This window comes from Pseudomonas fluvialis, from assembly GCF_014207935.1.
Classification (GTDB): domain Bacteria; phylum Pseudomonadota; class Gammaproteobacteria; order Pseudomonadales; family Pseudomonadaceae; genus Aquipseudomonas; species Aquipseudomonas fluvialis_A.
Genome location: NZ_JACHLL010000001.1, coordinates 902490 through 924684, shown reverse-complemented (window position 1 = coordinate 924684; position 22195 = coordinate 902490). Strand labels below are relative to the sequence as shown.

Sequence of the window (22195 nt, the reverse complement as noted above, 5' to 3'; positions counted from 1 at the left end):
GGAGCATTGCCTATGTGTGGCATCGTTGGCGCCATTGCCGAGCGGCAGATCAGCGCGATTCTGATCGAAGGCCTGAAACGTCTGGAATACCGTGGCTACGACAGCGCCGGTGTGGCGGTATTTACCGATAACCAGCAGCTGCAGCGATGCCGGCGTATCGGCAAGGTAGCCGAGCTGGAGCAGGCGCTGACGGCCGCGCCGCTGGTCGGTCGCCTGGGCATCGCTCACACCCGCTGGGCCACCCACGGTGCGCCGACCGAGGCCAATGCCCACCCGCATTTTTCCGCCAATGATCTTGCCGTGGTGCATAACGGCATCATCGAGAACCATGAAGAACTGCGCGCACGCCTGCAGGGCCTGGGCTATGTGTTCAGCTCTCAGACCGATACCGAAACCATCGTGCACCTGCTGCATCACCTGCAGAAAACCCATGCCGATCTGGGCGATGCACTCAAGGCGGCCGTCCAGCAGCTGCATGGCGCCTACGGCCTGGCCGTGATCAGCGCCAAGCAGCCGGATCGCATTCTCGCGGCCCGTAGCGGTAGTCCCTTGGTGATCGGTCTGGGCATTGGCGAGAACTTCCTGGCTTCCGATCCGCTGGCCCTGCGCCAGGTCACCGACCGCTTCATCTACCTGGAAGAAGGCGATATCGCCGAGATCCGCCGCGACAGCCTGCAGATCTGGGATCAGGCCGGCCAACCGGTACAGCGTGAAACGGTGCACTACAAGGAAAGCGCCGAGGCCGCCGAGAAGGGCGCCTACCGTCACTTCATGCTCAAGGAAATCCACGAGCAGCCCAAGGTCGTGCAGCGCACCCTGGAAGATCGCCTGGCCGCCGACCATGTGCTGATTCAGGCCTTCGGCCCGCAGGCCGCCGAGCTGTTCAGCCAGGTGCGCAACGTACAGATTGTCGCCTGTGGCACTAGCTACCACGCCGGCATGGTGGCGCGCTACTGGCTGGAGAGCCTGACCGGCATTCCCTGTCAGGTCGAAGTCGCCAGCGAATTCCGCTACCGCAAGGTGGCCGTGCAACCCGGTTCGCTGTTTGTCAGCATTTCCCAGTCCGGTGAAACCGCCGACACCCTGGCCGCCCTGCGCAATGCCAAGGACAGCGGCTACTTGGCCAGCCTGGCGATCTGCAACGTCGGCACCAGCTCGCTGGTGCGCGAATCCGACCTGACCCTGCTGACGCGTGCCGGCCCGGAAATCGGCGTGGCCTCGACCAAGGCCTTCACCACCCAACTGGTCGGTCTGCTGCTGCTGACCCTGGCCCTCGGGCGCGCCCGCGGCACTCTGGATGCGGCAGTCGAAGCGCAGGCGGTGCAGGCCCTGCGCGGTCTGCCGAACCTGCTGGAGCAGGCACTCGGCATGGATCGTCAGATCGAGAAGGTCGCCGAGCTGTTTGCCGAGAAGCACCACACCCTGTTCCTCGGCCGTGGCGAGCAGTACCCGGTGGCGATGGAAGGGGCGCTCAAGCTCAAGGAAATTTCCTACATCCACGCTGAAGCCTATCCGGCCGGTGAACTCAAGCATGGCCCGCTGGCCCTGGTCGACAGCGACATGCCGGTGGTCACCGTGGCGCCGAACAACGAGCTGTTGGAAAAGCTCAAATCCAACCTGCAGGAAGTCCGTGCCCGTGGCGGTCAACTGATAGTGTTTGCCGATGAAGAGGCGCGTATGGAGAACGGCGAGGGCACCCTGGTGGTGAACATGCCGCATGCCCACGAACTGCTGGCACCGATTCTCTACACCCTGCCGCTGCAGCTGCTGTCGTACCACGTCGCCGTGCTCAAGGGCACCGACGTCGACCAGCCGCGTAACCTGGCCAAGAGCGTGACTGTCGAATAAGCGCCGTGGTTACGAACCATGCGGTAGCCGGGGGCAGCTGCGATGGCTGGCTCCGTCAGTCGAAGGAGCACGACCCAGATAAGAAGTTAATGTAAATCACTCGCAATAACTTGCATCCCTTATTGCTGTAAATGATAATTAATCCTGATTGATCGGGTTTTCCGGTCGTGCCAATGGCCGTCCTGGCAGAGGCCAGGTCGTGGATTGCAGCAAGGGGGAGTGCGGGGGAAACAGGGCAAGAGTCGAGTGGTGCGGGGCGTGGCCTCGCTGTTGGCGTTAAGCGCCAGCGGCTGTCTGCAGGCGCAGCAGCAGGTGGTCGAGGAGCTTCAGCCGATCATGGTGCAGGAGCAGGAAGCCAGCGAGGCCGATAGCTACCAGGCGCAGAACAGCAGTGCGGCAACCAAGCTCAATCTGGCGCCCAAGGAAACTCCGCAGTCAGTCAGTACCATCACCCGCGCGCGGATCGATGACTTCCAGCTCAACAGCGTCAACGACGTGCTGGAGAACACCACCGGGGTCAATGTGGAAGAGGTCGAGACCGATCGCACCTACTACACCGCCCGTGGTTTCGATATCACCAACTTCCAGTTCGACGGTGTCGGCGTTCCCTTCATCTACGGCAGCCAGGCCGGCGATCTGGACACCGCGCTGTTCGAGCGCATCGAGGTGCTGCGCGGCGCCAACGGGCTGATGACCGGCATCGGCAACCCGTCTGCCACGGTGAACTTCGTGCGCAAGCGACCGACCGCCGAGACCGAGGCCCGGGTGGCCCTGACGGCCGGCTCCTGGGACATGCGCCGGCTCGACACCGATCTATCCGGCGCGCTGACCGAGTCCGGCAATGTGCGCGGCCGTGTGGTGTACGCCAACGAGAACAAGAACTCCTACCTGGACCGCTACGGCCGCGAGAAGAACGTGTTCCTCGGTGTGGTGGAGATGGACCTGACCGACACCACGCTGTTTACGCTTGGCCACTCGCTGCAGAAGAGCGATGCCGACAGCCCGCTGTGGGGTGCCCTGCCGACCGCCTACAGCGATGGCAGTGAGACCGACTACTCGCGCTCGACCAACACCTCTTCGGACTGGGCCTACTGGAACAACCAGGAGAACCGCACCTTCGCCGAACTGACCCAGCAACTGGGCGCCGACTGGGAGCTCAAGGGCGTGCTGACCCGCGCCGAGCTGAAGAACGATGGTCGCCTGTTCTACATGTACGGCAGCCCGGCTCCCGATACGGGGCTGGGACTGTTCAGCTATCCGTCGCTTTATGAAGCCAAGAACACCCAGCACATTGCCGATGTCTATGCCTCGGGCCCCTTCAGCCTGGCAGGCCGCGAGCACGAACTGGTGGTGGGCGGCAGCTGGTCGAAATCCGAACTGCAAGACCTTTCCCATTACGGTCAAGGCATTGGCACGGCGTTGCCACCGCTGGAAGAGTGGGATGGCAATTACCTGATGCCATCGTTCGATGCGCGCGTTGACGGCAGCGAGTTCACCGACAAGCAGAAGAGTGCCTACAGCGCGGCGCGCTGGAGCCTGATGGATGACCTCAAGCTGATTACCGGCGCGCGGGTCATCGATGTCGACAACCAGGGCACCAGCTACGGCAAGAGCAAGTCCACGCAGTACAACGGCAAGACCGTGCCCTATGCCGGCCTGACCTACGACCTCAGCGACGATTACACGCTGTACGCCAGCTACACCGAAATCTTCAATCCGCAGACCCAACTGGACCAAGCTGGCAATCGCTTGGAGGCGCTGCAGGGCGAGAACTACGAGGTCGGCGTCAAGGCTTCCCTGTTCGAGTCGGCGGAGCTGACCCTGGCCATGTTCCAGACCAAGCAGGACAACCTTGCCGAGCTGGTCGGCTACAACGGCGGCCAGGCCTACTACCGCGCCCTGCAGGGCATCGAGAGCCAGGGCTGGGAAGCCGAGCTGTCCGGCGAGCTGTTGCCGGGGTTGCAGGCCAGTGCCGGCTACACCTTTGTCGATATCACCGATGAGCAGAACCAGCATGCTCGCGCCTATGCGCCCAAGCACCTGCTGCGCAGTTCGGCGACCTACCGCCTGCCACAGCTGCCCAAGGCCAAGGTGGGGGCCAGCTACAACTGGCAGAGCCAGACCGAGAACGCCAGCGTCGAGCAGGATGCCTATGGCCTGCTCAACCTGATGGCCAGCTACGAAATCGATCCGAACTGGACGGTGGCCGCCAACCTGAACAACGTCACCGACGAGAAGTACTGGGCCAGCCTGTACTGGGATCAGGCCTATTACGGCGCGCCGCGCAACGCCAGCATGAGTGTCAGCTGGAACTACTGATGAGCTGAAGGCAGTCGCCGCCCTGCCGCACGCGGTCGGGCGGCGTTGTCATGAGTGGAGGAAGCCCTGCATGCGCAGCATCTGGGTCAAGTTGCACCGTTGGCTGGGCCTGTTCATGGCCCTGTTTCTGTTTGTCAGCGGCCTGACGGGCGCGCTGATTGCCTGGGATCACGAGCTGGATGAATGGCTCAACCCGCAGCTGTTCCATGCCCAGCCGTCCACTCAGCCACCGCTCAAGCCGCTGCAGCTGGCCGATCGTCTGGAGGCCGGCGACACCCGTCTGCGTGTCAGCTACCTGCCGCTGCACCTGGAGGAGGGGCATAACCTGGGGGTGGTGGTCGAGCCACGCCGGGATGCCCAGGGGCAATTGCCCAGCCTGGACTTTGACCAGGTAGCGCTGGATCCGCGCAGTGGCGAGGTGGTGGGATCACGGCTGTGGGGCGAGATCAGCCTGGCGCGGGAAAACCTCATGCCGTTTCTCTACAAGCTGCACTACACCCTGCATCTGCCGGATGGCTTTGGCGTCGAGCTGGGTGTGCTGCTGCTCGGTATCGTCGCCCTGGTCTGGGTGTTCGACTGCTTCATCGCCCTGTGGATATCCTTTCCGTCACGGCGGACCTGGCGCAAGTCGTTTGAATTTCGCTGGAAGCAGGGTGGGCACAAGCTGACCTTTGACCTGCACCGTTCCGGCGGGGTGTGGATCTGGGCCTTGCTACTGACCCTCGCGGTGACTTCGGTGTCGATGAACCTGCCGTTCCAGGTGACCCGGCCGCTGGTCAACCTGTTCTCGCCGCTGACCCCGAGCCCCTTCGAGCAGCGCACCCCGACCACCCTGGCCGAGGCCGTCGAACCCAGGCTGACGCGCGCCGAGGCGATTGCCAGGGCGCAGGCCGAGGCCCGGCAGCGTGGTATTCAGGCGCCGCCCGGTGGCATCTATTACTCGGCGGAGTTCGGCCTCTATGGCATCGGATTCTTTGCCGCCGGTGCCGATCACGGCGATGGCGGGCTGGGCAATCCCTGGCTGACCATCGACGCACAGAACGGGCAATTGCTGTCGGCCGATATCCCCGGTCGCGGCAGTGCCGGGGATGTGTTCATGCAGGCGCAGTTCCCTCTGCATTCCGGGCGCATCCTCGGCCTGCCGGGGCGCATCCTGGTGTCGCTGCTGGGCCTGGCGGTCGCCACGCTGTCGCTGACCGGCATTCTTATCTGGCTGCGCAAGCGCGCCGGGCGGGTGGCGGCGCGCCAGCGTGCCGGCAAAGCGCAGCCAGTCACGCCAGGCGACGCGTTGATGCAGTAGCCTTGTCGTCCTGCGTGTCGGCCATTCCGGGCGGCACAGGACGAGGGTGGCGGGATGGGTCAGGGAACGCTGATTGTGCTGCTCAGCGGCGTGGCACTGCTGGGTTGGGGCGTGTGGGTCTACAACCGCCTGGTGTTCAACCGCCAGCGGGTGGCCGAGGCCAGCAGCGGCGTGGATGTGCAGCTCAAGCGCCGTTCCAGCCTGATTCCGGCGCTGGTCGGTTGCGTGCGCCAGTACATGGCCCATGAGCAGGGCACGCTGCAGGCGCTGGTGAGCGAACGCAGCCGTGCGCTGGAGCTGGGCGAAGCGGCCCTGGCGGCGCGGGCGCCGGTGGAGGCACAGCTGTCCGGCAGCCTGCGCCAGCTGTTCGCCCTGGTCGAGGGCTACCCGGAGCTCAAGGCCGATGGCCAGTTCCTCGAACTGCAACAAGCCATCAGCGAGTGCGAGGAGCATATCCAGATGGCGCGCCGCTATTACAACGGCGCGGTGCGCGAGCTCAACGTGCTGGTCGAGTCGGCCCCGAGCAACCTGCTGGCGTGGCTGTTCAACTTCGCCCCGGCCGAGTACTTTGCCCTGGCGGCGCCCGAGGAAGGGCAGTCCCCCAAACTGGAGTTCTGAGATGCAAGGATGCTGGCGAGTACTGTTGCTCAGTCTGTGCCTGTGGCCGCTGGGGTTGTCGGCGGCCGAGGTGATCGAGGATTTTGCCGTCGAACTCGGCCTCGGCCGTGACGGCATGCTGACGGTGACCGAACGGATCACCGTGCAGGCCGAGGGGCGTGAGATCCGCCGGGGCATCTACCGCGATATTCCGGTGCGCTACAGCCTGCCCTGGGGACTGGTGCGGCAGACGCCGATCGACAAACTCAGCGCCACCCGCAACGGCCGGCCTGAGTCGGTCAAACGCGAGCGCCAGGGCGCCTTCCAGCGCTTCTACCTGGGCTCGCCGAACATCCTGCTGGAGCCTGGGCGTTACACCTACGAACTGCGCTACCGCGTCGACCCGCAGCTGATTGCCCGCCCGGGCGCTGACGAGCTGTACTGGAATGTCACCGGTAATGGCTGGAGTTTCCCTATCCAGCAGGCCTCCCTCGACCTGAGCCTGCCCACCGGTGCGCGCATTGCCGCGCTGGCCGGCTACACCGGTGGCAATGGCTCGCGCGGCCAGGACTACGAAGTGCTGGAGCAGAGCGACAATCGCCTGCGCCTGCGCACCACCGCGCCGCTGGAGGCCTACCAGGGGCTGACGGTGGCCGTGGCCTGGCCGGCGGGTGTGATCGAGCGGCCGGGGGCGGGTCAGCGCTTTCTGCGCGTGCTGTTCGACAACGCCGGTCTGAGCTTTGGCCTGGCTCTGTTGCTGACTACCCTGGGCTACTACTGGCAGACCTGGCGCAGGGTTGGTCGTGATCCGCACAAGGGCATCCTGATCCCGCGCTTTGTCGCGCCGAAGGGGCTGCTGCCGTCGGATGTCGCCTACCTGTGGACGCGTGGCGCTCTGGATGAAGCCAAGGCGCTGGGCATCTGTTTCACCGACTGGGCCATTCGCGGCCATGTGCGCCTGGAGGATCGGCCGCGCGCCGACGGCTTTCTGCTCAAGCCCGGCAGTCAGCCACGCGACGATCTGCAGCCGGCAGAAGTGGAGCCACTGCGCCTGCTGTTTCCCAGCGGCGCGCAGAGCAAGACGCTGACCCTGGGCAGCAGCTATGAGCCGAAGCTGGCCGAGGCGCACAAGCGCCTGTGCGATCGCCTGGATACCGAGGGGGCGCTGTGGTTCAGCCGCAATCGCGGAGCCTGGGCGCGCGGTCTGGTGCTGGCGATCATCGGCATTCTCGGCAGCGTGCTGCTGGGCGTTGCTCCAGGCGATGATCTGGGCATGGCCATCGGCGGCCTGCTGTTCACCTTCGGTTTCGGTCTGCCGGGAGGGCTGCTGGCCAAGCTGGCGATCGGCGAAAGCAGTTGGGGCACGCGGATACCACTGCTGTTCGGCGGCGGCATGTTCCTGCTGGCTGCCTGTATCGGCCTGGGTCTGCTGGTATCGGCCAGTTCGCCGTTGCTACTGGTGATACTGGCCGGTCTTCTGGCACTGGTGATCGGTTTCTTCTTCTGGCTGGAAGCGCCCACGGTCGAGGGTCGCCGTTTGCTCGACGAGGCCGAGGGCTACCGTGAATACCTCAGCCTGGCCGAGAGCGATGTGCTGGCGCGGGCGGCCGACGCGCCGGCCATGAGTATCGCCCTGTACGAGCAGCACCTGCCCTATGCCATGGCGCTAGGGGTTGAGGAGCAATGGAGTGCGCGCTTCAGTGCCGCCCTGCAAAGCGGCCTGATCGACCAGAACCAGCGTGACTATCAGCCGGACTGGTACCGCGCGCGCAGCGCCTTCAGCTCGCCGCAGGCACTTAGCACGGCGCTCTCGAGCAGTCTGGTCAGTGCCACCGCCAGTGCGGCGGCCCCGCCGGCCAGCTCATCGTCGTCCAGCGGCTCCTCGGGTGGCGGCTCATCCGGTGGTGGCAGTGGCGGCGGTGGCGGCGGTGGCTGGTAGGCCTGTTGTCGATGCACTGCACGGGCTGTCGAGGAATGCTCATCGACAGTCTTTTTCATGAAAGATGTCAGCATTTTCATGAATTTTAGCCAGAAATTATCCGCATAACCTTGGCCGCCCGGTTCGTCTGATCCGGCGCTGCCAGCGCAGATGGTAGCGGCCGTTCCACGTGAAACCCCCGTGTCATTCGACTGTTCGGCCTTCTGTTAGGCGGGCCCATCGACTGCCTGCTACCTATGCTTGGCAGCGTTGCTCAACGGTAAGCCGGAAGCGGGCGCTGGGGCCTGCAAGCCGTTGGCTGGGCTCTCCGGTGAAAGAGAATGGCGTTTTATGATTGCGGATAATGTTATGTTATAACAATAAATATCAGCCATCCCGAGAGATCAAGGCCATGCCCGCTATTCCCCCAGTGCTCGATTCACGCCTCCCCGTCACCGTGCTGTCCGGCTTTCTCGGTGCCGGCAAGAGCACCTTGCTCAACCATGTGCTGAGAAACCGCGAAGGTCTGCGCGTGGCGCTGATCGTCAACGACATGAGTGAAATCAATATCGACGGCAGCGAGGTGCAGCGCGACGTCAGCCTCAACCGCGCCGACGAGAAGCTGGTGGAGATGAGCAATGGCTGTATCTGCTGCACCCTGCGCGAAGACCTGCTGGAGGAAGTGGCGCGGTTGGCCCGCGATGGTCGCTTTGACTACCTGCTGATCGAGTCCACCGGCATCAGCGAGCCGCTGCCGGTGGCCGAGACCTTCACCTTTCGCGACAAGCAGGGCCAAAGCCTGTCCGACCTGGCGCGCCTGGACACCTTGGTGACGGTGGTCGACGGGGTGAACTTCCTGCGCGACTTCCACGCCGCCGAAAGCCTGGCCAGCCGTGGCGAGACCCTGGGTGAGGAAGACGAGCGCTCGATCACCGACCTGCTGATCGAGCAGGTGGAGTTCGCCGACGTCATCCTCATCAGCAAGACTGATCTGATCTCCGGCGCCGAGCGCGAGGAGCTGAGCGCCATTCTGCGTCGTCTGAACACCCAGGCCGAGATCGTGCCAGTAACCATGGGCCAGGCGCCGCTGGCGAAGATCCTCAACACCGGCCGCTTCGATTTTGACCGTGCTTCCCAGGCGCCCGGCTGGCTCAAGGAGCTGCGCGGCGAGCATGTGCCGGAGACCGAGGAATATGGCATCGCCTCGACCGCCTACCAGGCGCGCCGGCCCTTCCACCCCGAGCGCTTCTTCGCTTTTCTCAACCGCGAGTGGGTCAACGGCCGCCTGCTGCGCTCGAAGGGTTACTTCTGGCTGGCCAGCAAGTTCGAGGAAGCAGGCAGTTGGTCGCAGGCCGGCGGGCTGATGCGCTACGACTATGCCGGGCGCTGGTGGCGCTTCGTGCCCAGGGCGCAGTGGCCGCAGGATGACGATAGCCAGCAGGGCATCCGGCGTAAGTGGCAGGAAGGTGTCGGTGACTGCCGCCAAGAGCTGGTTTTCATCGGCCAGCACATCGACTTTGCGCGCCTGCGCGCCGAGTTGGATGCCTGCCTGCTGAATGATGTGGAAATGGCCATGGGCATCGAAGGCTGGCGGCAGCTTCGTGACCCTTTCGGTCCCTGGACTGAGCAGGTGGCCTGATCTGCCCGGCTGAGGCGGCAGCGGTGTGCGTGGCCTAGGCTTAAGGTAACGACCCGGCCACTTCGGAGTGTGTGCATGATTTACCCGCCGCTGTTTGCGTGCCGCGCTGCGCATGGCCCCCGTTTGCTCTGGTCGTGGCGATGAGGCCGTGGCTAAGGCCGCCGGTAGGCGATGAGTCATTTGAGGCGCTGCGCGAACGTCTGTTCAGCAATGTGATCAGCCTGATTGCCCTGCTGACATCCGTGGGGGTGCTGATTCTGCTGATGCGCCTTTACCTGATAGGTCTTCAGCCCTTCATGCTGGCGCAGGCGCTGGCCCTGTTCGGAGTGATCGGTCTGGCGCTTCTGGGGTCGCGGCGTTCGATACAGTGGCGGCTGGTGGGGTTGACGGCCTGCTTCCTGTTGTATGTCACAGCCTCTACTGTGCAGCTGGGGCCCGCGGCGGACTCTCGAGGTTTTCTGCTGTTTCTGGCCTTTCTCGCCGGGGTGTTCCTCAGCCCGCGCGCCGGGTTGCGGGTGACGTTGCTCCTGCTGCTGTGGGTGACGTTGATTGGCGCGCTGGCGATCTTCTGGGGCTTGCCACTGAGCCTGCGGGATTACGCCGCCTACAGCGCCCACCCCTCGACCTGGATCAGCATGGCTGCGGTACTCGGCACCTTCAGCGGCATCATCGGTTATGTTGGTGCGGTGCTGGTCCAGCAGTTGCGCCAGCAGGCCGAGGCGCTCAAGCACAGCGAGACGCGCCTGCGCGGCCTGTTCCAGCTGTCACCCATCGGCATTGCCCTCAACGATGTGGCCGACGGCAGGTTCCTGGAGGTCAATCAGGCCCTGCTGGACATGAGCGGCTACAGCCGCGAGGCCTTCCTCGCCCTAGACTATTGGCAGCTAACGCCGCACGAATATGCAACGTCGGAGCAGGACCAGCTGCGTCAGTTGCTCGAGCAGGGGCGTTTCGGGCCCTACGAGAAGGAACTGCTGTGCCGGGATGGGCAGCGTCTGCCAGTGCGGGTGCAGGGCATGTTGGTGACTGACAACGAGGGGCGGCGCCAGGTTTGGTCGATGGTTGAGGATATCCGTGCTGAACAGCGTCTGGCGCGCATGCAGCGCGAGTTCGTGTCCACCGTCAGTCATGAGTTGCGCACACCCCTGACCTCGATCAGCGGCGCACTGGGTCTGGTCGCCGGCGGTGTGCTGGGCGAGCTGCCCAGGCAGGCGGGCGAGATGGTTGGCATTGCCCTGCAGAACAGCCAGCAGCTGACCCTGCTGGTCAACGACCTGCTGGACATGGAAAAGCTGCTGGCCGGCAAGATGAGCTTTGATCTGCAGCGCCACGATCTGCTGACGCTGGTGCAGAGTGCGCTGCGTCATAACCAGAGCTATGCCGCGCAGCATGCCGTGGAGCTGCTGCTGGTCAGCCCGGCCGAGGCGTCAGTGGTGGTGGACAGCCTGCGGCTGGAGCAGGTGTTGAACAACCTGCTGTCCAATGCCGCCAAGTTCTCGCCGCCGCAGGGGCGGGTCGAGGTGGCCATCACCCAGGCTGACGGTTGGGTACGGGTCAGTGTGCGCGATCATGGCCCGGGAATTCCGCAGGTTTTCCGTGCGCGCATCTTCGAGCATTTTTCCCAGGCAGACTCCACCGATACCCGGCAGAAAGGCGGCACCGGCTTGGGTCTGGCGATCAGCCGGCAGCTGATCGAGCGGATGGGGGGACGACTGGCGTTCGACAGCCAGGAGGGCGTGGGCAGTACCTTTTACTTCGAACTGCCACTGGCGCCCGAGGTGGCCTAGCGCGCCATCCACACGCCCTTGTACTGCTGCTCGCAGGCGGGCTTGAGGTAGGCCGCATCGGTGGCCACGCCGTAGTAATGGATGTCCTGCTGGTAGGGCGTGCCGCTGACTTTGGCGCCGCGGCATACGCCGTAGCTGCTGTTTGGGCATTGCGGGGCGAAGCTGACTTCGACCTTTTGCCCTTTCAGCTGCGGAGCGCAGAAGCCGCTGCGGAACAGCTGCTGGGGGATGGTGCGGTTTTCCTGGCACAGCTTCACATCCAGCTGGTTGCTCTGGCTGTGGATGATGCAGGCCTCGGCCTGGGCCAGCAGGGGCAGGCCGGCCAGCAGGGCGGCCAGGACAATACGCATGATCAGCAATCCGCAGAAAATAAGGCGCGACTCTAGCAAGCTCGGGCTTCCGGCAAAACCCACCGCTTGAGTGGCCGGGAGGCTTGATGCCTAATCGGCGCTTTGCAGCACCCGAGAGAAGTCATGCTCAGCCATATTCCCACTCACCTGATTGCCGGCCCGCTGGGCGCGGGCAAGACCAGCCTGATCCGCCACCTACTGGCGCACAAGCCGGCGGATGAGCGCTGGGCGGTGCTGATCAACGAGTTTGGCCAGATCGGTCTGGACGCGGCGCTGCTGACCACCGGCGCGGATGGCATCGGTCTGGCCGAGATTCCTGGCGGCTGCCTGTGCTGCGTGAATGGCGTGCCGTTTCAGGTCGGGCTCGCGCGACTGTTGCGCCAGGCCCGGCCCGACCGTCTGCTGATCGAGCCGTCCGGGCTTGGCCATCCTGCCGAGCTGCTGCAGCAACTGGCCGAGGCGCCCTGGGAGGATGTGCTGGCGCTGCAGCCCAGCGTGCTGGTGCTGGATGCCCAGGCGCTGGCCAGCGGTGAACCTCTGCCCGCCAGTCAGCAGGCGGCGCTGGCCGGGGCAGGCCTGCTGGTGTTGAACAAGGCGGAGCAGCTGGACGCAGAGGCACGCTCCCGGCTGCTGGCCGACCTGCCGCCCCGTCCGCTGATCTGGACCAGCCAGGGAGCGCTGGCGTTCGATCAGTTGCCGGGTTATCAAGTGCGTGCCGCTGCCCATCGGGACGGCTTGGCGTTGCCAACCGGGACGGCGCCGCTGGCGCAGATCTGGACATCGCCCGAGCAGCCGATCTGCCAGATACAGCAGGCCGCCGAGGGCTGGAGCATCGGCTGGCGCTGGCATCCCAGTCAGCAGTTCGAGCTGCTGCATGTGCAGCAGTGGCTCGGCTCCTTGAGCTGGCGACGGGCCAAACTGGTGCTGCAGACCAATGCCGGCTGGCTGTCCGCGAACGCCCTGGACGGCGCGCCGCTGCACTGGCAGAGCAGTGAATGGCGCAAGGATTCGCGGCTGGAGCTGATCTTCGCCGAGGCCCAGGATGAGGCCGTCCTGCGGGCGGCGATGGCGGCTTGCAGGCTCTAGCACGGGCACTGGCCTGCTAAACTGCGCGCGGTTTCCCTGTCGATGGTCCGCGCCATGCACCTGCAACCCTGGTCCCACTCCTGTTCCGCCGGTTTTACCCTGCGTGGCTGGCACACGCCGCCATCGGGCAAGCCGCTGCTGCATTTCCTGCATGGCAATGGCTATTGCGGGCGGGTCTATGAGCCGCTGCTGGCGCTATTGGCCGAGGATTTCGACCTGTGGCTGTGCGATGTCCAGGGCCATGGCGACAGCGATCACGGCGGGCGTTTTCACGGCTGGAACCGCAGCGCCGAGCTGGCCGTGGAGGCCTTCGAGACGGGGCGCGGGATATTCGGCGCGGTGCCCTGTTTCGCCGTCGGCCACAGCTTTGGCGGCGTGCTGACCAGCCTGATCCTGGCGCGCCACCCCGAGCTGTTCCAGCGCGCCGTGCTGCTCGATCCGGTGCTGTTCACGCCGGCCATGATCGGGGTGATGGCGTTGTCCGATGTGGTCGGCCTGGGCCAGCGAAATACCCTGGCGCAGAAAGCCCGTGGCCGCCGCCGCGAGTGGCCGGACCGGCCGAGCGCCTGGCAGGCCCTGCACAACCGCGGCATGTTCCGTGGCTGGGATGCGGCGGCCTTCAATGCCTATATCGAGCATGCCCTGAAGGATGTGGAAGGTGGCGTGGCGCTCAAGTGCAAGCCGAGCCGCGAGGCGGAAATCTTCGGTTCTTTTCCGCGGCGCCTGTGGCCGAACCTGGCCAGGGTACAGACGCCGACTCAGGTGCTCTATGGCGAGCGCAGCTATCCCTTCGTGGCCAAGTCGGTGGCGCGCTGCTGCGCCAGCAACCCGAACTTCAGCGGCCAGGTGGTGACCGGTGGGCACTGCTTCATGCAGGAGTTTCCGGCCGCCAGTGCGGCGCGCGTGCGTGACTTCCTGCTGCGCTGAGCCGGTTACAGGCTCGGCAGTAACTGGCCGCGCAGGAGCAGAATCAGGGTTCGTACGCTCAGGTAGGCGACGATCAGGCTGACCAGCGCGACTGCCGTATAGGCCACCGCCAGCGGCCAGTGACCGCGCAGCACCACCTCGACGATCACCGAGGCCAGCGCCGCCAGCGGAAAGGAGAACGACCAGAAGCCGAAGGTGAAGGGCGTGCTGCTCCACCAGTGCCAGCGGGTCAGCACGGCCACCACCGGGCCGAGGGCCACGCCCAGGCCGATCAGCAGGTAGTCGGCCGGCAGCGCCGGCCACAGGCTGGCCACGCAGAGCGCGGTGACCGCCGCCGGCGCCATCTCGATGCCCAGGGTCGGGCGCAGGGCCAGCGGCAGCGGGCCGTCGAACAGGCGGTGGAGGATGCGCATTTCCAGGAGTGCCCAGCCGCCCAGGCTCATGCCCAGCAGGAGCATGGCAAAACCGTGCAGCTGCAGGGCGGCCAGCGCCATGGCGCCGAGCAGGCCACCGGGCACGATGGGCAGATACAGCGCCGGGGTGATCAGCTCCTCGGGCATCTGCCCGGTACTCAGCTGGCTGACGATGCGCCAGGCGATCACGCCCTGCAGGGTCAGGGCGAGCAGGCTGGCGGCGAGCAGCCAGGATGACCAGTGCGGCAGCAGCGGCGCCAGCTGACTGACCGCCAGCAGGATGGACACCGGCAGCAGTGCCAGTTGCGCACCCTGCACCGGGTGGACGAATTCGCGCTTGATCTGCGCCCAGTGGCGCGCGGCCTTGAACAGCCAGAGCAGGCTCAGCACACCGAGCACCAGCAGCCCGGCGAGCATCAGCAGCCGCGCCGGGCGCGGTTGGCCGAGGCGCGACCAGGCTCCATCCAGAGCCAGCAGGCCGAGGGCAATGGCGAACAGGCCTGGGTGCAGGCGGGCCAGCCAGGGACGGGTGGCGAGGGGTTCGTGCAAGGCCTGGTTCATGGCTGTGCGGGTTGGTTCATGCTGGTCGGATTCAACCGTCGCTGCCATCACGCCTGGGCGGCAGGCTCGGGTGGCTACGCTTCCATTCGGCGATATGCACCACGTTGGCGCTATCCTGTGCCGTGGTTTGGTGCGGGTGGGCGTCCAGCTCGATGTGTCCGAGCTGCTGGCCGAACATGCTCAGGTTGCCACGCAGGCGCTGGTCGCCGGTGACGGTGAACTCGAAATCGTACAACCGCGCCAGGCGCAGATGGCCGCGTCCGTCGCGTTGCAGGCGCAGGCCGCGCAGGGCGACATTCTCGTCGAGCAGTTCGATATCCAGCTTGGCGCAGTGCTGGCGGGCCAGGCGCAGGGCGCGCTCGCGAATGCCGTGGCCGCGCCACAGCCAGGCGCAGCAGGCGACGAAAAGCATAACCAGGGTCATATCGGCGAGGCTGAACATGCGGGCGTTCCTCAGCGGCTTGCTGTCAGCTTAAACCATGCGCTGCAGTAGCCGCAGCCGGGATGGCTGGAAACGACCATCGGCGCACCATCCTGCGTCAGCGGCGTGCCTCAATGCTGCTCGGCAATCGCCTGGTAGCGGGCTTCCAGTTCCTGACGCAGGGCACGGCGCTGCTGGGCCTGGGCGAAGCGGCGCTTGCCTTCGGCGGTCTGCGGCTGCAGTGGCGGCACAGCCACCGATTTGCCCTGTTCGTCCACGGCCACCATGGTGAAGAAGCAGCTGTTGGTGTGGCGCACCAGACGCTTGTGGATGTCTTCGGCGACCACTTTGATGCCGACTTCCATGGAGCTGCGCCCCGTGTAGTTGACCGTGGCGAGGAAGGTCACCAGGTCGCCGACATGGATCGGCTGGCGGAAGTTGACCTGATCCACCGACAAGGTCACCACGTAGCAGCCGGCATAGCGGCTGGCGCAGGCATAGGCGACCTGGTCCAGGTACTTGAGCAGGTTGCCGCCGTGCACATTGCCGGAAAAGTTGGCCATGTCCGGGGTCATCAGCACGGTCATCGAGAGTTCGGGGTTGGCAGCGTCCATCGGATACCTCGTTGCGGGGTGGGCTTGATACGCCGAGCGGCGCGTCGGGTCAAGCGTTCGGGCGTTGCCCGTATGCAAGAGTCTGACCAGACTACTCGGCTATCCCGTAGTGCCGCTGCAGTGTCGGCAGCAGCTGCGGCTGCTCGTCGAGGAAGCGATCGAAGCGTTCCAGCAGGTCGCCGCGCTGGCTGCTGGACAGGTGGTATCGAGTCACCAGTTTGGGCAGGGCCGGATCGAGACGCACGCTGTCAGCGGCCAGGCCCATCTGTTGCAGGCGCTGGCGGACCACTTCGGGGTTGGCGTAGATGGCATCGATGCGGCCGCGTTGCAGCATCTGGATCAGCGCTTTCAGATCACTGGCTTCGACCAGTTGCAGCTGCCCCCTGGCCAGTTGCGCCTGCCAGGCCTCGGGAGTGAAGCCACGCACCAGGCCGAGCAGGCGGATGGCCGCTTCGCCCAGGCCCAGGCGCGAGCTGTTGACCAGAGTGCCATCCAGTACCGGCAGGCTGTGGCGGCTGTAGTAGAGCGGCAGGCCCTGCTTGAGTGGCAGCGCCCAGTCCGGGTTGTCCGGGTAGGCCAGGTCGATACTCGGGTCGGCGCGCAGCTGGTGGTAAACCCGCTTGATTGGCAGCGGCAGGAAGCTCAGCTGATAGCCTTCGTGCTCGGCGAAGCGGCGCAGCAGTTCTGGGCCGAGGCCCGTGGCGGATTGCCCGGCGTCGACCCGGTAGTGCGGGTAGTAGTCGTGCTGATCGATCACCACGCGCAGGGTTTCCGCGGTGGCGGATAGGCTGGTCAGCAACAACAGGAGCAGGCACCACGGACGCAGCATCGGCATCGGCCTCAAGGAGATAGCTGCAGTCTAGCTTCTACTTGCCGGCCGAGAGCCCCAGGTCGATGGCCAGGTCGGCACCGGTGATGGCGCTGGCCGCCGGCTGGCAGAGGAAGTACACCAGCTCGGCCACTTCGGCGGGCTGGACGAAGCGGGCCTTGTCACCCTGCGGGTACTTGTCCAGCAGGCCGCGGTAGTAGGCCATCGGGTTGCCGTTGCCATATTGCTGGGCCTGGAAGGCCAGCATGGGCGTGTCGATATCGCCCGGCGACACCGTGTTGACCCGCACGCCATGGGGCGCCAGGTCCAGCGCCAGGGTCTTGCCGAGCAGGGTCAGGCCGCCCTTGCTGGCGCAGTAGGCGGCGGCGTTCTGGTTGCCCTGATGGCCGGCATCGCTGGAGATATTGACGATGCAGCCGCGGGTTTCCTTCAGGTGCGGGATGGCCGCCGAGCACATGAAGAAGGGCGCCTTGAGGTTGACCGCCATGACCAGATCGAAGTCTTCCTCGGAGAAGCTATCTACCGGGCCTTCGCGCCAGATGCCTGCGGCGTTGACCAGTGCATCCAGGCGGCCGACGCGGCCGAGCGTGCGCTCGACTACGTCACGGCAGGCCGCGGCGCTGCGCAGGTCGGCGGTGATGGAGCCGGCCAGCGGCATTTCGTGGCCCAGCTGGGACAGGCCGGAGGCGTTCTGGTCGGTGACCACGACGCGCCAGTTGCCCTGGTGAAAACGCTGCGCCAGGGCGCGGCCCAGGCCGCCGGCGGCGCCGGTGATCAGTACGACGGGTTGCATAGGAGCTCCTAGAGGGGGGGAGTTGTGGGGGCGAGAGGCGTCGCGAGCGATGAGCAGGCTAGGCGGAGGGCCGCTCGAAAAGCGGAGTTGGCTGATAGCCAATGAGCATTTTCGAGTGGTCCTCCAACAACGCCTGATTGAGCGCAGCAGCCTCTCAGGCGTGGGTCAGGTACCAGCGCCAATCCTGCTCACCCACTTCACCGACGAACTGGCGGAACTCTTCCCACTTGATCGCCAGGAAGATCTTCAGGAAGTCCTCGCCGAGGGCTTCCTTGGCCCAGGCCGACTGCTCCAGGGTGCGCAGCGCGGTCAGCCAGTCGGTCGGCAGGGTTTCGCGGGCCTGCTCGTAGCCGTTGCCGACGATGGCTTCGCCCGGGTCGATCTGGTGCTGGATGCCATGGTGGATGCCGGCCAGGATCGCCGCGGCGGCCAGGTAGGGGTTGGCGTCTGCACCGCAGATGCGGTGCTCCACGTGGCGGCTCTTGGCCGGGCCGCCGGGCACGCGGAACGACACGGTGCGGTTGTTCACGCCCCAGCTCTTGGCCAGCGGCGCATAGCTGTTGGCCTGGAAGCGGCGGTAGGAGTTGGCGTTGGGGCAGAAGATCGCCAGCGCGTCGTTGAGCGTGGCCATCATGCCGCCGATGGCATGGCGCAGCAGCGGAGTGCCGTGCGGGTCTTCCGAGGCCATCAGGTTGTTGCCTTCGGCATCCGCCAGGCTGACGTGCATGTGCAGGCCGCTGCCGGCCAGGTCGCCGAACGGCTTGGCCATAAAGCAGGCGATCAGTCCGTGCTTGTTGGCCACGCCTTTGACCAGACGTTTGTAGCGGATGCCTTCATCTACCGCTTGCAGGGCGTCGAAGCGGTGCTCCAGGGTCAGCTCCAGCTGGCCGGGGGCGTACTCGGAAATCGCCGTGCGCACCGGCAGACCCTGGGCCTCGCAGGCGCTGTAGAGGTCGTCGAGGAAGGCCTGCTGCTGCTCCAGCTCCAGCACGCCATACACCTGCGGCGCCTGCGGGCGCACGCCGTTGGCCTGCACGGCCGGTTGCGGGCGGCCGTTGGCATCGCGATTCTTGTCCAGCAGGTAGAACTCCAGCTCCACCGCCATCACCGGGTGGTAGCCGTCGGCCTTGAGGCGCTCGATGGCGCGCGCCAGCACATGGCGCGGATCACCGGCGGCGGCAGGCTGGCCCTGGGTCGGGTGCATGCTCACCTGCACCTGGCCGGTGGGCGTGGCGCGCCAGGTCTGCAGGGTCAGGCTGCCGGGGATCGGGTAGGTCCAGCAGTCGGCATCGGCGACTTCCCAGACCAGGCCGCTTTCCTCGACGTCCTCGCCCTGGATGGTCAGCGAGAGGATGGAGCTGGGCAGCGGGCGGCCGTTCTCGTAGATCGCCAGCAGCTCGTCGCGGTGCAGCAGCTTGCCGCGCGGGATGCCGTTGGCGTCGATCAGGATCAGCTCGATCAGGCGCACCTCGGGGTGGGCGGCGAGGAAGTCGCGGGCTTCCTGAATGTCGGCAAATTTCATCATGGTGTCCTTGCTTCTATTCCCCTCGCCCCCCTGGAGAGGGGCGAGGGGTGAGGGCGGTTCAGAGACGGGCGCCGGGAATGGCCAGCAGCTCGGTAAGGGCCTGGTCCAGCATGCTGATCAGCTTGTCCACATCCTCGGCCGAGGTGCTCGGGCAGCACAGGGTCATGTTGTGGAACGGGGTAATCAGGATGCCGCGGTTGATCAGGTACAGGTGGATGGCCATCTGCAGCTCATCGTGGAAGGCGGCCTCGGCCTCGGCACCGGTGCGTGGCGATACCGGGCAGAACTGGAATTCGCTGCGCGCGCCCAGCTCGGTCACCGACCACTTCAGGTCGTGCTTGGCGATCAGGCCACGGAAGCCGTCGGCCAGGCGTTTGGCCAGTGGCAGCATGTGGTCGTAGGCGGCCTGGGTCATCACCTGTTCCAGGTTGGCGCGCATGCAGTGCATGGCCAGGGCGTTGGCCGAGAGGGTGGTGCCCATGCCGCTGTGGCCGTGGCCATGGCTGTCTTCCTGAGCCTGCTTGCGCGAGGCGAGCATCTTCTCGGCCATCTCGGCGCTGCAGCCGAAGATGCCGCAGGGCACGCCGCCGGCGATCGGCTTGCCGACCACGAAGAAGTCCGGGTCGAGGTTCCACAGCTTGGTGCAGCCACCGATATTGGTGGAGATGGTGTGGGTCTCGTCGATGATCAGCAGGCTGCCGTACTTGCGGGTCAGCTCGCGGCACTTCTGCATGAAACCGGGATCGGGCAGGACCATGCCGATATTGGTCATGGCCGGCTCGCACAGCAGGGCGCAGACGTCGCCCTGGGCCAGCGCCGCTTCCAGCGCTTCGACATCGTTGAACGGGATGGCGCGGCTGTATTCGGTCAGGTCGTAGGCCTGGCCGACCAGGCCGGAGCGGTGCACGGTCTCGCCGTCGCGGCAGCGCACCATCACGTCGTCCACGGTGCCGTGGTAGCAGCCGTCGAACACCAGCAGGGTCTTGCGCCCCGTGACCGCACGGGCCCAGCGCAGCACGTAGCGGTTGGAGTCGGTGGCGGTGGCGGTGACCTGCCAGAACGGCAGGCCGAAGCGCGCGGCCAGCAGCTCGCCGCAGACCACGGCGTCTTCGCCCGGCAGCATGGTGGTCAGGCCGTTGTTGGCCTGCTCGGCGATGGCCTTGGCAATCGGGTCCGGCGAATGACCGAACATGGTGCCGGTGTCGCCCAGGCAGAAGTCGATGTACTCATGGCCGTCGACATCATAGAAGCGCGCACCTTTGGCGCGCTCGACGAACAGCGGGCAGGGGGTCGACCAGTCGGCCATCCAGTGCATCGGCACGCCGGCGTACAGCGAGCTGCGCGCCCGCTCGGCAAGGGCGACGGACTTCGGATTGCGTTCGAGGAAGCGGGCACGCTCACGGGCGGCGAAGGTTTCCACGGCGGCTTGGCTGATACCACTGGCAGTCATTGTTGAACACCTCGTTCGGATTTCCGCACATCCTGCATTTGTGATCACATTTATGTCAATAGGTGTGCGATGAAGGGTTTTAGGCTAGCCTATTCTCATATTTGTGATCACAAAGAGGTGGGCATGACGCAATCAGTATGGCTGGGCCGGGTCGCCCTGGTGAGCGGCGCAGGCGCCGCGGATGGTATCGGCATGGCCATCGCCCGCCGACTCGGCCAGGCTGGTGCCCGGCTGATCATCAGCGCCAGCAGCGCACGCATCCATGAGCGGGTCGCCGAGCTGCGCGCCGAGGGCTTCGAGGTGGAAGGCCGCCCGGCCGATCTCACCGACGAGGCCCAGGTGCGCGAGCTGGCGACCTGGGCAGAGAGTCTCTGGGGTCGCATCGACGTACTGGTGAACAACGCCGGCATGGCCATGCAGGGTAGTCCGGAGCCCTTCGCCGAACTGGCGGACATGGACCTGATGACCTGGAACCTGTCCCTCGCTCGCAACCTGACCAGCGCCTTCCTGCTGACCCGCGCCGTGCTGCCAGGCATGCAGGCGCGCGGCTTTGGTCGCATCGTCAACATCAGCTCCACCACCGGCACCCGTGGCAGCAATCCGGGCGAGTCGGCCTACAGCGCGGCCAAGGCGGCCATGCTCGGCATGAGCATGGGCCTGGCACTGGAGGTGGCCAAGCAGGGCATCACGGTCAACAGCGTGGCGCCGGGCTGGATCGCCACCGGTTCCAGCACCGACGAGGAACGCCATGCCGCCGAGTACACGCCGATCGGCCGCGCCGGTCGCCCGGAAGAAATTGCCGCTGCGGTGGCTTTCCTGGCGTCGCCCGAGGCCAGCTATATCACCGGCGAAGTGCTGGTGGTCGATGGCGGAAATTGCCTGATCGAAAACAAAGCCCCCTGAACGTTTCTGCGTCGGTCAGGCGTCGTTGCGCCAATGTCCGAAAATGCTCATTGGCTGCAGCCAGCTGCGCTTTTCGGTCACTTCCGCGCCTAGCCTGCCTCTAGCAGAATCGCTCAGCTGATTTTTCCATCATCTGGAGAGCACCATGCGCGATTGTTTGCTGACCCTTTCCCAACTGCCTGCTCCGCCACGGGAGCACTGACCCATGGCCGACAACCTGCAGGAGCAGCTGTACCAGAACCTTCGTGCCGCCTTGCTGGCGGGCACATTCAAGCCCGGCGAACGCCTGAAGATCCGCGACCTGGCCGCTGCCTGGGGCACCAGTCCGATGCCGGTGCGCGCGGCGTTGCAGCGTCTGGTTGCCGAGGGTGCGCTGGAGGGCGAGCAGCAGCGCTCCGTGCGCGTGCCGGCGATGACCCGCGAGCGTTTCCAGCAACTGTTCCAGGTGCGTCTGAGCCTGGAAGGCCTGGCCGCCGAGGAGGGGGCCAGGCGCCTGAGTCCCCGCGAGCGGGACATCCTGCGCGATTGCGTGGCCGAGATGGAACGTGCACTGGAGCAGCGCGACGTGCAGGGCTACCTGACGCACAACAGCCAGTTCCACCTGACCCTCTACCAGGCCTGCGCCAACCCCGTACTGCTGCGACTGATTGAGGCGCTGTGGCTGCAGGTCGGGCCCTTCTTCAACCGCCTGTTCACCGAGGCAGATCTGTCGTTGCGCCTCAACGATTTCCACGAAGACTGCCTGGCCGCCATCGAGCGGGGCGAGCCTTCCGGCGCGCGCGCGGCGATCGAGGCGGACCTGTCCTACTTCGGCAAGTTCCTCCTCAACCTGCTTGATCTGGAGGCTGGAGAACGGCCCGCCCGCTAAGGCGACCGGGCAGTTTGGCGCCGGGAAACTACACTCAGTTCTACTTT

19 protein-coding genes are annotated in these 22195 nt (G+C 65.6%); 11 read left to right on the top strand and 8 right to left on the bottom strand.

Annotation, left to right across the window (positions count from 1 at the left end):
• Positions 1-12: 12 nt before the first annotated feature.
• The 7 genes from glmS (at position 13) to HNP49_RS04215 (ending at position 11408) form a co-directional block, all read left to right on the top strand.
• Positions 13-1848 (top strand): glutamine--fructose-6-phosphate transaminase (isomerizing), encoded by a 1836-nt coding sequence (glmS, locus tag HNP49_RS04245; protein ID WP_184680872.1) that lies wholly within the window; start codon positions 13-15, stop codon positions 1846-1848.
• A 258-nt stretch (positions 1849-2106) separates the two neighbouring features.
• Positions 2107-4167: a TonB-dependent siderophore receptor gene (locus HNP49_RS04240; RefSeq protein ID WP_311772063.1), complete on the top strand. Its 2061-nt coding sequence runs from the start codon at positions 2107-2109 to the stop codon at positions 4165-4167.
• A 70-nt stretch (positions 4168-4237) separates the two neighbouring features.
• A complete protein-coding gene (locus HNP49_RS04235) occupies positions 4238-5467 on the top strand; it encodes a PepSY domain-containing protein (RefSeq protein ID WP_184680870.1) in 1230 nt (409 codons plus the stop codon).
• Between the two features lie 54 nt (positions 5468-5521).
• Positions 5522-6085 carry a LemA family protein gene (locus HNP49_RS04230; RefSeq protein ID WP_221445049.1) on the top strand — a complete coding sequence of 188 codons (564 nt, stop codon included), beginning with the start codon at positions 5522-5524 and terminating at the stop codon, positions 6083-6085.
• A gap of 1 nt (position 6086) precedes the next feature.
• Positions 6087-8003 (top strand): DUF2207 domain-containing protein, encoded by a 1917-nt coding sequence (locus HNP49_RS04225; RefSeq protein ID WP_184680868.1) that lies wholly within the window; start codon positions 6087-6089, stop codon positions 8001-8003.
• A 391-nt stretch (positions 8004-8394) separates the two neighbouring features.
• The gene (gene zigA, locus HNP49_RS04220) at positions 8395-9621 is read left to right on the top strand and encodes a zinc metallochaperone GTPase ZigA (RefSeq protein WP_184680866.1); all 1227 of its coding nucleotides are present in this window, start codon (positions 8395-8397) and stop codon (positions 9619-9621) included.
• A 140-nt stretch (positions 9622-9761) separates the two neighbouring features.
• On the top strand, positions 9762-11408 hold the full coding sequence (locus tag HNP49_RS04215; protein ID WP_184680864.1) for a cell wall metabolism sensor histidine kinase WalK: 1647 nt from the start codon (positions 9762-9764) through the stop codon (positions 11406-11408).
• Here HNP49_RS04215 and HNP49_RS04210 read toward each other — a convergent pair.
• Positions 11405-11758 carry an NADH:ubiquinone oxidoreductase gene (locus HNP49_RS04210; RefSeq protein WP_184680862.1) on the bottom strand — a complete coding sequence of 118 codons (354 nt, stop codon included), beginning with the start codon at positions 11756-11758 and terminating at the stop codon, positions 11405-11407. The two genes, HNP49_RS04215 and HNP49_RS04210, sit on opposite strands and share 4 nt — an antisense overlap.
• Before the next feature lie 123 nt (positions 11759-11881).
• On the opposite strand from HNP49_RS04210, the gene HNP49_RS04205 reads away from it, so the two are divergent.
• Positions 11882-12844 (top strand): GTP-binding protein, encoded by a 963-nt coding sequence (locus tag HNP49_RS04205; protein ID WP_184680860.1) that lies wholly within the window; start codon positions 11882-11884, stop codon positions 12842-12844.
• 54 nt (positions 12845-12898) lie between these two features.
• A complete protein-coding gene (locus HNP49_RS04200; protein ID WP_184680858.1) occupies positions 12899-13771 on the top strand; it encodes an alpha/beta fold hydrolase in 873 nt (290 codons plus the stop codon).
• Positions 13772-13776: 5 nt separating this feature from the next.
• Here the strand turns inward: HNP49_RS04200 and HNP49_RS04195 are convergent, their stop codons facing one another.
• From HNP49_RS04195 to HNP49_RS04165, 7 genes are all read right to left on the bottom strand, one after another.
• On the bottom strand, positions 13777-14733 hold the full coding sequence (locus HNP49_RS04195) for a hypothetical protein (protein ID WP_184680856.1): 957 nt from the start codon (positions 14731-14733) through the stop codon (positions 13777-13779).
• A gap of 43 nt (positions 14734-14776) precedes the next feature.
• Positions 14777-15187 carry a DUF3301 domain-containing protein gene (locus HNP49_RS04190; RefSeq protein WP_184680854.1) on the bottom strand — a complete coding sequence of 137 codons (411 nt, stop codon included), beginning with the start codon at positions 15185-15187 and terminating at the stop codon, positions 14777-14779.
• A gap of 110 nt (positions 15188-15297) precedes the next feature.
• Positions 15298-15780 (bottom strand): acyl-CoA thioesterase, encoded by a 483-nt coding sequence (locus tag HNP49_RS04185; protein ID WP_184680852.1) that lies wholly within the window; start codon positions 15778-15780, stop codon positions 15298-15300.
• Positions 15781-15871: 91 nt separating this feature from the next.
• On the bottom strand, positions 15872-16609 hold the full coding sequence (locus HNP49_RS04180) for an ABC transporter substrate-binding protein (protein ID WP_184680850.1): 738 nt from the start codon (positions 16607-16609) through the stop codon (positions 15872-15874).
• Between the two features lie 37 nt (positions 16610-16646).
• Entirely contained in the window at positions 16647-17402 is a 756-nt protein-coding gene (locus tag HNP49_RS04175; RefSeq protein WP_184680848.1) for an SDR family NAD(P)-dependent oxidoreductase, read from the bottom strand.
• A gap of 154 nt (positions 17403-17556) precedes the next feature.
• Positions 17557-18924, bottom strand: a complete 1368-nt coding sequence (locus tag HNP49_RS04170; RefSeq protein ID WP_184680846.1) for a glutamine synthetase family protein — start codon at positions 18922-18924, stop codon at positions 17557-17559.
• Positions 18925-18985: 61 nt separating this feature from the next.
• Entirely contained in the window at positions 18986-20377 is a 1392-nt protein-coding gene (locus tag HNP49_RS04165; RefSeq protein ID WP_184680844.1) for an aspartate aminotransferase family protein, read from the bottom strand.
• Positions 20378-20500: 123 nt separating this feature from the next.
• Between HNP49_RS04165 and HNP49_RS04160 the strand changes: the two genes are divergently transcribed.
• Both HNP49_RS04160 and HNP49_RS04155 read left to right on the top strand, forming a co-directional pair.
• Positions 20501-21280, top strand: coding sequence for an SDR family NAD(P)-dependent oxidoreductase (locus HNP49_RS04160; protein WP_184680842.1), 780 nt, complete (start codon positions 20501-20503; stop codon positions 21278-21280).
• Between the two features lie 205 nt (positions 21281-21485).
• Positions 21486-22148, top strand: a complete 663-nt coding sequence (locus HNP49_RS04155; protein WP_184680840.1) for a GntR family transcriptional regulator — start codon at positions 21486-21488, stop codon at positions 22146-22148.
• Positions 22149-22195 lie beyond the last annotated feature (47 nt).